General features: G+C 64.6%; 5 protein-coding genes. All 5 read right to left on the minus strand.

Going from position 1 to position 13,696, the window contains the following annotated elements:
- The 5 genes from drmC to drmD are packed head-to-tail and all read right to left on the minus strand — an operon-like array spanning position 1 to position 13,688.
- A complete protein-coding gene (gene drmC / locus ACFPIJ_RS23730; RefSeq protein ID WP_380117368.1) occupies positions 1-732 on the minus strand; it encodes a DISARM system phospholipase D-like protein DrmC in 732 nt (243 codons plus the stop codon).
- Entirely contained in the window at positions 729-2,792 is a 2,064-nt protein-coding gene (gene drmB, locus ACFPIJ_RS23735; protein ID WP_380117369.1) for a DrmB family protein, read from the minus strand. Before drmB ends, drmC begins: the two co-directional genes overlap by 4 nt.
- Positions 2,789-6,493, minus strand: a complete 3,705-nt coding sequence (gene drmA / locus ACFPIJ_RS23740; protein WP_380117370.1) for a DISARM system helicase DrmA — start codon at positions 6,491-6,493, stop codon at positions 2,789-2,791. The genes drmB and drmA overlap by 4 nt, the downstream gene beginning before the upstream one ends.
- On the minus strand, positions 6,490-10,572 hold the full coding sequence (locus tag ACFPIJ_RS23745; protein WP_380117371.1) for an Eco57I restriction-modification methylase domain-containing protein: 4,083 nt from the start codon (positions 10,570-10,572) through the stop codon (positions 6,490-6,492). The genes drmA and ACFPIJ_RS23745 overlap by 4 nt, the downstream gene beginning before the upstream one ends.
- Positions 10,572-13,688, minus strand: coding sequence for a DISARM system SNF2-like helicase DrmD (gene drmD, locus ACFPIJ_RS23750; RefSeq protein WP_380117372.1), 3,117 nt, complete (start codon positions 13,686-13,688; stop codon positions 10,572-10,574). Before drmD ends, ACFPIJ_RS23745 begins: the two co-directional genes overlap by 1 nt.
- Positions 13,689-13,696 lie beyond the last annotated feature (8 nt).

Consider the following 13,696-nt stretch of genomic DNA (forward strand, 5'->3'; position numbering starts at 1 on the left):
TCACCGTGAGCCGGGTAGTGGACGCAAGTGACCTGACTGAATAAGGTCAGTCATCCTTCTGGCGATTCCGCTCGCTACGGAGATATCGCGGGTTAGAAGCCCGGCCTCAAGGTGGCGCTCTAGAGCCGCGGCCGAGAGGTTGGCGCTCGTAACAAGCGAGATCTGCCCGTCGATAACCAAGACCTTTGAATGCTGGTAGCCGGCACCGGACTGGTGTTCATAGTGGTAGCCGTAGACCTTCGCGCGGGGGACGGCTGATGCGATCGCGTAGGCGCAGTCGCGCTGTTTGACGACGTCGGCGACGACCATGATCGTGACCTTGCGGTTCGCCGCCCGGCGGAGGGCCTGGACGAACGGCGCGGTGCCGGAGCCCGAGTAGGTGGAGGCGAGTACCGACTCCTCAGCCTCGTCGATGAGGCGTTCGATGGCATCCGTGGTACGGACCGAGTCCCCGGGAAGCTGCGGTCCGCTCCAGATGATCGTGGGTGGCTCCGGTTGCCTCTCCAAAATCCTGGCCGCAACACGAAGTGCCGCGGCCAGGGCGTGGGCCGCGCCGAACTCAGGGACGAGCTCGCTGAGCAGCCGGTGGGCCAACGCCTCGCGGGTCGCCGCGACCTCACGAGCCGCTCGACGCACTCGGCCAGTGGCCTCAAGACTGGCAGCCACGCGGCGGAGCTCGGTCGGCGTGAGAAGTTCGACGAGAGGCTCAAGCGCAGCCAGACCCGTCGTCATTCCAGATCCACGGCGTCCAGGAGGCCACTGACTTCCTGGTTAATGTTTAACCTTCGGAGGAAGCGCCGGTCCAGGAAGCGATTGGCATTCTCGCATGAGGTCTCGGAGTTGAACGTGCAAAAGTGGCATGCTGCACCGTGTAGGAAATCCTCGCCATTGGCGGGTGCGCGATGGGCACAGACTGGATCTGACGAGCAACGGGATGCCTTGTGTAGTGCACGCTGGGTCAGTCGCCACAGCCGGTCTGGCGACGAGAGTTCGACCAGCCCGCCGAGTGTTCCTTCACTGTCCGGTGAGGTCGTGGAGATGAGCAACCCTGCGGCGGGTTCGTGGTCCTCGTTCCCGCGCCAAGCGTAGATGCGCTCCGTCAACGACGCCGAGCCGTAGCCGGAGTCCATGGCCATCTGACGGATGATCAGATGTGCGAGCGTGTGGACGGCCCAAAACCGCGGCGGCTCCAGGCGGGCGTCCGGATCGATCTCCGCGGCAGATGCGCTCGTGCGCCGTCGTACGTTGAGGCGGTGAGCCTCTCTATGGGCCTCCCACAGACCAGAGGCGAGAATCTGCTCCTCCCACGGTCCGACGACCTCCTCCCGCAGGCGGACGAAGATGCCCTCGCCATGATCCTCCGTCGCTGGCACCCAGCGAGGGCGCTTGCGTGAGATGGGAGCGAGCCTAGCGACGTCGTCGATGCGGTCGAACGAATCCACACGCGTGAAGCCGACAAATGCATTGACCTTCTTAAGGCGGTCGACGGCCGCGACGGTCTTGAGGACGTCCGTGAGCGACGCCGGGATGTCCACCTCGCGGATCCGGAAGTCGCTCTGCCGAGCGTGTTTGGCGAAGTCGTTCGGTCGTACCAAGGTTCGCCACTCGGGTGCTCGGAGCTCGATCGGCGTGTAGGGCGTCGTGCGGCCGGTGTCCGGAATCCCCCCCGACGCTAGAAGGTCCAGGGCTTCGGACACGACGTCATCCGGCACATCAGCGAGGTCCAACCCTGCCGACGCCTGCGCGAAGAGTTTGAAACCGGGGATCATCCCTGGCTGTGAGAAGATAGCGCGCTGCTCGGGGGGGATGCCCTGCAACCGTGCGGCCACATCGTTGACAGTGAGATCAGCACTCTCCGGAACGACGAGCAAGCTCACCGTGGCGGGAAACCACTGGTTGGCAGCGCCCAGCAGCATGAACTTGGTCTCGGCGTTGCAGTCCTCGAAGGTGCCGAGGTGGGGGTGGCGTCCCCGGCACTGGGGCATGCGTTGCACACCCGCTGTACCGGTTAGCTCCCGCATGGAACGACGCTCGCCACACGTCACGCAATGGATGTGTACCTCCGGGCCGAGGTTGCTACGCCACTCAAGCATGCGGAGCAGAGTGCGCGGGTTCATCACCCCAGGGGTCTTGTCGCACGTCCATCCGCCGCCGTGAGCCTGATGCACCCATCCCCAGTAGGGGAACTCGTCGAGGTGACCATCGAGGCAGGCGACGAGATAGCGGGCTGGGACCGCGACGTTGTCCCGCGGCTTGCTCGTTCCCCTGCGGCCCTTGCAACCCTTGTGCAGGAAGCGCGCCTTGTCCGGCCTACGTCGGATGGTGTTGATGAACGTGAACGAGCCGCCCTCACCGTCGAAGGGCGCCAGCAGGTCGCAACCCGTACAGCGCAGCCAGCGGGGGAACACGGCTGCAGGCACCCCGATCGTCGAGTAGCCGTCCGGGCCCGTCTCCTCGCGGGGCGGGCGACGCAGTTCGATCACCTGGCGACCGATCTGCGCCTTGACCGCCTCGACGAGGCGCGGCTCGGACACCTGGAAGACCTTGCCGAGCTTCTTATACGCAAGGTCCCATGTCTCAAGGCCCTGCGGCATGACAGCGACGTGCGGCAGGTCAACTGTGGCCCCGATGCCGCCGGTGTAGAGCAGAGCGGTGGGGCGGACGGACCCGATGCGGCTGTGGTTCTTCGGCTTGATCTCATCGAGGTGAGCGAAGGGATCGAGTACCTCTGCCGCGGCGACGAACGACCCTGCGTCTTGCGCGCCGTCGGGTGCTGAGATGGGATCGGTCATGCCTTAGCCTCCACCGGGAACACCCAGCCTGGCGCGTCGTGAGGCTCGGCGTCGGTCACTTTGTCCTGGACGGATCGCACGACGAGGTTGATCTCGGGCTGGACCTCTCGCATGGAGTTCGCGACGCGGAGGTAGACGTCATCGTCGAACACGGCACCATCCTCCGGGCTTATGAGAAGCGAGGGCTTGCCGCGCTTGTCATAAACGATGTCGGGCGTCGACTTGACCTTCTTGTACCAGGTGTCGAGCCGTCGCTGAAGCTTTGCTCGAACTTCATCGATCCCATCATCCGCCTCCGCAGCGGCTGCGCGCTCCGCGATGACGTCGATGAGGTGCTCAACGGTCGAGTAGCGCGTGGCGACCGAGCCTGCGCCGGCCTGAGGCGAGAGCGAGGGCGACCGTGTGGCGTCGAGGACGCGCGCGATCGACACGAGCACCCCGGTGAGTCCGCGTTCGAGAGAGGAGTCTGAGTAAGGGGTTACCGACAGCGACTCGACGTGAGCATAGAAGGTGCGGTGATAATGCTCGAACTGTTCGTAGTGCGCCATGTCCCTGGGACGCGCGCGGTTAGCGAGCGTGACTACCAGCCCTGCTCGCGATGCGACGCGGCCCACCCGCGAGGAAGCCTGGATGTACTCAGCGGTGTTCTTTGGTTGACCGACGACGAGCATGAGACCGAGTCGCCCGACGTCGACGCCCACCTGGAGCATCGACGTCGCGAGCACCACGTCGTATGGCCGCTCCCCAGCTCGGCCCGACGGTTTGCCGCCAGCGCGCCGCAGCGCGGCCTGCTCCTGATGCGCAGCCGTGGAGTCGAAGGCCGGGTCGAACGCGACGGCGAGCCTGTTGAGCGTCGCCGTGATGTCCGTCGACGAGATCCGCGACGTGAGTTCACCGATCTCAAGGCCGAAGCGGCCACGTGGGGGGTATCCGCTCTGCTTATCGGGGTTCGTGATTCGAGTCGTGACGTCGTCATCGAGGTAGCGGCGCATACCCGCGAGTTCTCGGGTGGCCGAGAAGTACCCGACGAGGGTCATGTAGGGGTCCGCGGCCTCGCCGTGCTGGTCGAGCAGGCGCTGACCCGCGAGCAGTAGGATCTCGCTCACGCGGATCTCGGTGAGGGTGAGCCGAGCCCCATGCGCGCAGACGCCGAGATAGCGCCGACCGGGATTCCCCGGCGAGACGGGCACCTCTGTGGAGAAGTACGTGTAGCGGATGTCAAGGACCTGCGGAGGGAAGATCTCGACGCCACGCCCGTAGAGCCGCCGGACCTGGACCGCGGCATTTCGGCTCGTCGCGGTCGAGGCGACGACGAGCGGTCGCACGGGGACGGCAGTCGATGCATCCGCACCGAGCCGCCAACTGCAGAGAGTATCCACTGCGACCTCGAACAACCCTACAGCCGTCCCGAGTGCCCCGGTGATCAGGTGGAGCTCGTCTTGGATGATCAGGTCCGGAGGGCGGAGTCGGCCGACCGGTGCGACGACCGCCTTGGGCGCGCCGCCCTTGGCGTTGTGCGACGAGCCGTTGCACACGTCGTCAGGCGTGTCGGGATGGATATACCCGTGCCTCGGGCACCGCCGCACAACGTGGCCGAAAAGGCTCGCGGTTTGGCCTTCGCGTGCGATACGGGCGAACTTGTCGACCGTGGCGAGTAGGAAGGTCGGCGGGTGGCGATAGATCTCCTCATCGGTGGTGAGGAGGGGGAGACCATCCTCGACCTGACCGCCCTCGGCGAATGGACACTCGGTGCCTAGCTTCGCGCCGCAGTAGACGAGCACTCGGCGGCGGACCGGGTCGTGACGGATGTGCTGTTTCGAGCTGATACTCGTCCCGCACCACGGACAGCGCTGCAGTTGCAAGACGGTGACGCCGTAGGCCTTGCCCTCGGTGCTCTTCGCCTCGTCGACCTGAGCCTTCGCCTCTGCGACGCTCTTGGGGCTGACGCTCGTGCCCACCCAAAGGCCGATGCGAAAGGGCTCGTCGCCCCATGTCGCGGTGTCCTTAAGGCGCTCAATCTCGGTGGCGCACATCAGAGCCGTCGCGCGCTGGAACTGCTGGGTCGTAAGCAGTCGAAGCGTATAGCGCATGAGAACCGCGACACCGTCACGACCGTCGAGCGCGCCGTCGGGTGAGGAGACGGTGCCCTGGAGCCGGCGGATCGCGAAGGTGAACGCGGCAAGACCGAGGTACGCCTCGGTCTTGCCGCCGCCCGTCGGGAAGAACAGAAGTTCCGCCTGGGCCGCTTCTCCGCTGCGCAAAGCCGATTCCGGTCGACTGAGCCCGCTCAGCTGCATGAGGATGAACCCCAGCTGGAAAGGGCGCCACGACGCAGCTTTCTCGCCCTCGCTAAGCACCTTCGTGAGGGCTTCCGCAATCGAGAGCGCGCCCCCTTCTGAGCGTGCCTGTGCGACCTGGCTGTGGATGCGCTGCTCGGCCATGACCCGGTTCATGAACTGGAAAGCCCGGAACACGTCAGGTTCCTTGAGCAGCTCAAGGCCAGCTTCCAGACGCTTGCCGACAGCGTCAGCATCCTCGATCGCCTCGTCCGCGACGGCCTGGAGGTGGGACGGCAGTTGTTCCGCCTCGGTCTGGCACTCGGTGAGCCAGTTGCGGTAGCCGTCGATCAAGGGCCTCAGACCATCGATCACCTCGTGGAGAGATGCATCGCCAAGCCTGCACATCGACACGATGGTGCCGGGAATGGGCGGGGCGGTGGTCTGCGGGACCTCGGTCTCTGGCAGCCATGTGGTGCGGATGCGGTTCGCCCGGCGCGAGTCCATCACGAGGTCACGCACCCAGAGTCCCCCGGTCTTCGCAGGATTGGCGCAGGACCAAGTGGCCGAGCACGTGCGACCGACCGCGAACTCAAGTCGGTCCCGGTAAAGAAGCTCAAGCCGCTTCTCCTCGGCGTCGAGCCCTTGCGCGAAACCGTCGAGGGGGTCGTGGATCGGGAGAAACACATCGCTCTCGTCGTCGGCGGTCACCTCCAAATCTGCCTGGAAGAGCCATTCGCGTGGCGGAAGGTTGCCATCTGTGATCTTGCGGTTCTGGAGGGCAACCTCGACCACGAGAGAGCCGTCGGCCTCGTCGGGAAGGACCTCCACACTTATGGAGACGAGGACCTCACCGTCCTTCTCAAGCACCGTCTCATCGAGGTATGCCCTTGACTTAAGTCGAGAACGATCGACACGAATGAAGTACTCATGCTGCGTTCGGTCGTAGAGCGTGCGGATGCGGCCGTTGTCGTCCGCCTCCCGGCGCGGCGTGTACGTGCCCCACCTGGCTGTGAGGATAAGGCCCGGACCATCGGCACCAATGCGGAAGCGCAGCCCCATCGACGACGGAGCGATGAGCTGGGACGCCGGACCTCGGTCTTCCGCCTCAGCCGACTCTTCGCTGTCCATGACCTCGCCGTCCTCCACCTCCGGTACACCAGCGGAGCCGTTCTCGGAGACGACCATGAGCGGGTCCTCAACGGCGCGAAGGTCTGCGACGCTCTCGGGCTCCGCGATGGCGAATGGCGGCAAGGGCCTGACCTCGCCGCCCCCGGAAACCTTGACGGGCGCGAGGGCACCGGCGAGGTACCGGCCGCGCGGATTGCCGACGATCGTCTCCGCCGGCCCTCCCCAGGGGCCGACGAGGTCAGCTGCGAGCAGGCGGTGTAACTCGTTGCGGACCTCCGTGGAGCTGGTTGTCACTCGTCCTCGCCTTCGTCGTCATTCTCGCCGGCCGTACTGGCATCTCCCTGGATGGTGGCGCGGCGGTCGTTTTCCAACGCTAGCCGCCGCAGTACCTCCCGCCGCCACTCTTGATCTGGAAGGAGCTGCCGGATCCCAGCGATCGCCTCGAATGTGTAATCATTCCCGCGAAGGTCTCCCCAGCCAGCAAGCTGTAAAAATCGATTGTCGATCTCATGGTGGATCTTACGCAGTTCTAGTATTTCGCTCAGCCTGTTATCGGGCTCGGCCACCCAGTTGTAAAGTTCACGCAAGCCAACGTGACGATTCTTCATGCAGGCGCGCTGCATATGGTGCAGTCGAATGCCAAGTTCGTCCAGCTCATTGTCCTGCTCCGGGAGCGGGAAGGAGCTGAAGTGTGACGGCAGATACTTGAACACCCGGGCGCGCGCATACCCGTCTCCGATCGCCCAGATCCGATGCAGTGATGACGAAAGACAGGCAAAGGTAGAGAAAGAATCATCCGCCACCACCGTAACCTTAGTGTCGATCACCACACGCTTGACCTGATCGACCAAGGCGGGCTGGAGATTCTTCCCATCCTGGGAGAAGCATAAAACATGACTTAAGGATGTGATCTGTTCGTACATGGCCTTCGCTTGTGCCTTGTATCGCCACCACTGCTCCCGCAGTGAGCGACTAGACTTCTTGGCGCGATCAGGCTTCACCAGCTTTTCTAGGCGCTCCAGAGGCTCAATGTAATCCGACGCCTCCTCAAGGCTCATATCGCCGAAGTTTATGATTTTACTTACGGGTTTCGGCGGTATGGCAGATTGAATCGCATCAGCCGTCAAGTAGTCCCAAATAACTTCTGCGTTGCGCGAGCCTGCCTCGACAAGAGCCGCAGCCTCGTCTAACGACAGACGGAATCCCGTTCCATTGGGGTAGCTGCCAACGAATGCTGCGTTGCGATTGAGGATCCTTCGCTGGCTAAATGAGTCATCTGCAACCTTGAGGTCCGCACCGATAGTCGGGACTATATCTCCGTTATGGACACGCATCTGAATCCCCGACCGATCGCTCGTCCACAGGAGCACGTATCGTAGTTCCGCGCTTGAGGTAGGCCAGTCGGAGGGCCCTTCAACGCGGACCACTTCCCGACTCCCCAGTTCCACCGGTTTCAGTGCGACCCGGCGGTTTTCAAAACTCGCGATCGAATCTTTCAGCAGCAGTCCATGCACTGAGCCTTCGGTTCGGCTAATCTGACCCGCTCGACGGAGGAAGTAGGACATCAAGTCGGCGAGGCCAATATTACCTGCCGCGACCTGTTTAGCGAGCCATTCTCTGACATTAGAGCCAAAAAGCCCGCTCAAAAACCTGCTTCCCAAATACGGGGGGTTGCCGACAACTGCATCGAAACCGCCGTGCTCGATCATCACGTCCGGCACTTCGATCACCCAGTGTATGGGCTTCCATTGCTTCCAGTCAGTTTCGACCGTTGGCGTGAGCCCGCGGTTTCGAATCTCGTCGAGCACCGTACGATCGCCCTCACCGTCGTAGGCAAAGGCGTTCATTAGGGCATAGGACAATCTCTCGTAGGCATCGTCGAGCGCCTTCCCTGGCTTCCCCCCCAAAGGCAGCCCTGCAGCGAGGACGCCGTCGGCCACATCGCGTAGCACGGCGTTGTTGTTGTCGAGCTGCCTCATGAGTGCCCGCTTCGCTCGGGTGGACCGCATCGTGTCCGCCTCCGACACGGTCGAGGCGAGCTGGTGCCGGATTTCCATCGCTCGCTGCAGCAGAAGATCGACGTCGACCGTGAACCCCGGGTTGCTGACGCGCTCCGGTGTGGGGTCGATGTGCAGACCGCGGAGCTGACGCACCTGGGTGAGCCCGAGCAGCGAGTTGCCGCAGAGAATCTTGTCGTCAACGAAGGAGAAGGGTCGCGCAGAGTCGAGTGACACGAGCCAGAGGGAAAGCTTGCACATCTCAACGGCCATGGGATTGATGTCGGCGCCGTAGAGACAGTGGGCGACGACCTCCCGCCTGGCTTCGGTCTCACGCCGGCGTCGCTGCTCCGCAGTGACGTCCTCCCGAGTGATGCCTTCACGGTCCCACGCCTCAAGCAATTTGCGGCCTAGGTAGCGCGCGGCTGCCACGAGAAACGCCCCGGAGCCGACCGCGATGTCAGCGATCTTGAGATCGAGAATCTCTGAGGAGGAAATAGGGACCCAGTGGCTCGTCTCGGCTGTCTGATGCGGCCCCGGCGAGTAGACCAGTGGCTCAAGCGTGTGATGCACGACCCTCTCGGCCAGAGACCGAGGTGTGTAGTGAGTGCCTGAGGTGGCCCGTGACCGTGTCTCGACGACCACCAGCCCGCCGGCGGGGATGACGTAGGGCAGTCCGCGCAGATCCCGGCGGATGAGTGCGATGTAACCGATCAGTTCCTCGACCAGCGCCCTTCCCCGCACAACGGGGCGCAGCAGGCGGCGCGCGTCGTCCTGTGCCTCGGCTGTACCGCTCACGTCGTACGCCTTGGCGATTTGCAGAGCGGTGCGAGGCTTCGCGCCCGGCTGTTCCCTCTTCAGCCAATCCAGGAGCAGCTTGGCGAATGCCTTCCCGTCGTCGCCTGCCTGGTCGGCGAGATCGTGCAGCACCATGAGCGGGATCACCGGCTCGGAGCCCTGCTCCGGCCCCTGAAGGCCGACGACAATCTCTTCACCTTCGGTGAAGCGCGCAGAGTACCCCAGCAACCCCTCGTAGACGTAGCCGATCTGTTCGACGTCGAGTTCGCGGAAGGAGACCGTCCGATCCTCGCCGTCCACCTGTGCGTGTTGGACGGCCCGGAGGACATGCGACATGACACGGTCGTCGACGAGCACGCACAGTCGACCCGTCGAGGGGTCGGTTGCCATGAGCCAATCGAACCGTTGCGGGTCGAACAGCGACCCGCCGTAAGCGGGCATGCGAAGGTCCTCGAAGGTCGCTCCCTCAAACAGAGCGCGACTCGTGGCGAGCAGGCGGTGCCAGCTGTCGTACGACCCCTCAAGCAGTTCCTCGCCCTCCACACCAACGGCGTGGCGACGACGTTCATCAAGGCGTTCACCCACTGCAGAGATGGCGTAGGCCTGGTGGAACAGGTCGCCATCCGGCAATAGCTCGTTGGCCTCTGCGAAGAGCAGGAAGACCACGCGCATCATCACCGTGACGGCTGCCTCGTAGACCTGGTGTCCGTCGGCTGGCAATGGGCTACTCGTGCCGGCTGCGAGGGTCCGTACGTGGGAATCCGAAAATGACTGGACAAGAAGCTCGACCGCGGACCGGACCTGATTGCCGAGTGCGTCGGTGATCTCCTCGGCACTCGCCACCGAGGCGCTCAAGAGAGCCGGTAGACGCCGCTCGGCCGCCCCGCCGGCCAGAGAGGCTAGCCGACTGAGTGCCCAAAAGGCATCACGCAGGTCCGGCTCCTCGCGGAACAGGGCACCGTCGAACGTCCCCGAACCGCTGCTTCCCTGCTCGCTCGCCCAGACCAGCGACCACCAGCGTCCGTCAGTCACCAACGCGACCGGCACCTTCGCGGTCGCGTATTCATTCGCGGTCCGCAGGAGCGCTGCTCCGCGATCGATTGCACTCGCAGTCCATCCGTCGGTGCCTGGTGCTGCCAGGTCGTCGGTGGGTTCTACGACCAGCAGCAGCGCCTCAGGACGCTCTGCGGTCACAAGAGCGCCAGTCGCCTCGACCGCGACCTGGCCGTCGAGCGACACCGCCCTGATCCCAGAGCTGCCAGGGCGGTAGTAGTGACCCCACTCAAGTACATCGGTGACCACCGTGCGCACCCAGGTATCGCGCTCGCGGAGGTAGCGTCCTCGTGCATCCTCTGAGCGGTCGGACTGCACCCAACTCGTCCAGGCACGCTCCCATGAGGTGAAGCCGTCGCGGAAGACGGAACGTACTTCGTCTACCGTGGCGTCCGGTCGTGGGAGGACCCCCCCAAATTGCGCCTTCAGGGCCGGGCGCGACAGGAAAGGCCCGTCGGTGACTACCAGCTCAAGCCAGGCGAACAGATCGCCAGCACGTTTACGCTGCCTCGGTCGCGGGCGCACTAGAAGGTCTCCTCGGCGTCAGCAGGGGTGAGGGCGAAGATCAATGCGCCCGCAAACGGGTACGGGGTTGGTGATTCGTAGCGTGCACAGACAGCATGGCGTTCGCGACCGAGCTCCTCGTCCAGAACGTCCAGGCGACGGCGGACCTCCGCGATGTCCCGCCGACGCTGACGGGTTGATCCCTCCAGCTCGAACAGCGCCGACTCCGCCTCGCGCGCAGCTTCCTCCATGCGAGCGATAGATCGGTCGAGCGTGGCACGGAACCGACGGAACGTGCCCTCCACCCTGGCCAGGTCTGCGTCACGGCGTATTGCCAGGTCGTTTGTGAGATCCCGCAGGCGGCGGTCGGCTCGATCGGCCACCGCGCGTTCGACGCGTGCACGCAGCCCATCGCTCGACGTGATGTCTGAGTTCCACCGTGCGACGAGAGCCGCAAGTGCGGCCGGAGGGGCCGCCTGTAGGTGCTCACCGTCGAGTGTCGCGGCCAGCAGTTCCTCAGCGAGCTCCTCTCCCAGGGCTTGGCGGCGCTGTAGGCGGGTGCCAGCGAGGAAGACCTCCTCATGCAGACGAATACCGCTTCCACCGACGAGCACCAGCCGAGCGACGGCTGCGGCGAACGAATCCTTGAGACTGGGGACGACGACGGCCGTCACTCGGTTGATCGACGGGTCCGGATCCCACAGTTCCTGCCGCAGCGATCGCGTCGCCAGGCGGACTAGCGGGTGACCGAGGTGGGCGTGAACCAAGTCGGAACGATCGACGGCCGCACCTTCGTCGAACGTGATACGCCGGCGCTCGTGTGTGAGCCGGTCTTCAAGATCCTCCGTGGCGCGCAACCAAGTCGCGCCCAGACTGGCGGGGACGGTGAACACCCCGGCATCAGTGCGATCGTCTCCAGTCTCTACCAGGGCCGGCTGGCCGGCCAGCGCCAGTGCAGTGTCGACCACGCGGCGAACATTGGCAGCGTGCAGGTGCAGCCGGTCACGAACGGTCGCGAGATCGTCAGCGATCTGGGTCAGCTCACCCGCCAGCTCCCGTTCGCCCTGCAGCATCTCTGTAACCGCGCGGGCGGACGCGTCACGGCTGGGTCGTGCAACGCGCGTCTTCCGTCCGAGCAGTTCGTTCTCCACGTCGGGCGCGAGGATCTCGTTGGCAGAACCTAGGTCGGCGCGTACCCGCTGCATCTTGTCCACGAGTCGGCGCAGCAGGTCCACGTCCCGGTCAAAGGCAGACGTCCTTCTCGCGGGCACGAAGTGCCAGGCGATAGGCGTCTTCTCCTGACCATATCGGTCGATGCGACCGATCCGCTGTTCAAGACGGTTGGGGTTGAACGGGACGTCGAAGTTCACGAGACGGTGGCAGTACCGCTGCAGGTCGATGCCCTCACCGGCCGCGTCTGTGGCGAGCAGGAGGCGCACCGGATGCTCAGCGGGGTCGGCGTTGAACCGGAGCCGGATGTCCTCACGCTCATCCGTCGGTGTCTGGCCATGGATCACGGAGAGACGGTCCGATCCGTACCCTGCTGTCGTTAGTACGCCCCGGATCCACTCAAGGGTGTCGACGTATTCCGTGAAGATGACGACGCGCTCGTTCGACCACGTCCCGCCGGGCCGAATGATCGCGTTGAGGAATCGCAGGAGCGCCTGCAGGCGCGAGTCGGGACGCGCTTCATGACCACGAGCCCACCCGATCAGCTGCTCCAGATCTTCTACATCCTGCACAGGGAGGTCGTCGAGCAGCCGTCGTGTGTCGACTAGGGTGTCCAGCTCGGGCTGCTCGACACGGCCTTCCTCCTCGTCGGTCGCGTTCTCACCCAGCACGTCGTCATAGTCTGGGAGTTCTGGCTCTCGACCGTCGCGACGGGCCTGAAGATAGGCGCTAGCCGTGCGAGCGAATGCCCAAGGCGAGGAGAGAAACCGCTTCTTGAGGAGAAGCGTCGCGATGTCCGCGGCACGGCCGTCTCCGTTCCTCGCGGCGCGCTGTCGGGAGAGGAGGCCGATCAGCCTGTCGTATGCCTCCTGCTCGTCAGGTGTCGACTCCACCAAGAGCGGCTTGACCTCACGTTTACGAAACCGCGCGTCATCCAAGGTCGACTTGAGTCGTCGGACGGTGACCTCGGCCAGTGCCGCGCGATCGATCTCCGCGCCGCGGGCGAAGCGATGGTCGTCGACCATCTCCAGCAGTGCGGTGAACGACTCCACATACCCGTTGTGCGGTGTCGCGGACAGGAACAAGCGGTGCTCGCAGCGACGAGCCAACTCCCGCACCGCGAGCGTACGCTGAGAATCAACGGCGTAGGTCCTGCGCCCGCCCTCGGGCTGCGGCGCAGATGGAGCGACGTGATGAGCTTCATCGACAACGAGCACGTCGAAGGCGGTAGCCTCACGGCCGGGACCGCGAGCGACGTCGAACGCAGCTTGCATCAGGCGCTGTGCCCGTGCCGTCGGAAGCCAGGACATCGAGACGATCACCCGGGGGAAGAGCACGAAGGGGTTCGCGTGCACGCCGTACCGCCGTCGAACGTCCCGCATCGCCTCCGAGCTGACGATTTCAAACGATAGGCCGAACTTCTCCGCCATCTCGTCCCGCCACTTAAGGACCAGGCCGGCGGGGCAGACGACGATCACGGATCGCGCCCGGTGCCGGAGGAGCAGTTCCTGGATGACTAGCCCCGCCTCGATCGTCTTGCCGAGGCCGACGTCGTCTGCCAGCAAGAGGTTGGTCCGCGGCGCCGAGAGCGCCCGGCGCAGCGGCTCGAGCTGGTATGGCTCCACCGTGGCACCGCTACGAAAGGGTGCCTGGTAGGCCGACGGGTCAGCCGAGGTCACCGCACCCCAGCGGAGCGCATCGACGAACGCTGCGAGCGTCGACGGATCGTCGATCCGTCCGGTGTCCAGAGTGCGTGGCAGGCCCCGTTCCGGCACCCGATTCGTGCCCGGCTCGATCTCCCACACCACGCGCAGTTCGTCGCCGTGTCGGTCCTCACCCATCGCCTGGAGTGTGACGGCGTGCTGGATCTCGGAGGTGCCGTCGTCGGCGGATGACCTCGGGAGCCCCTGCACCGTGACATCCGTGACGACCCAGCGTGCGCCCCTCACGTCGACGAGCTGGCCCACCTCAGGTA

Origin of the sequence: Dactylosporangium cerinum, assembly GCF_042653625.1 — a bacterium.
Taxonomy (GTDB): domain Bacteria; phylum Actinomycetota; class Actinomycetes; order Mycobacteriales; family Micromonosporaceae; genus Dactylosporangium; species Dactylosporangium cerinum.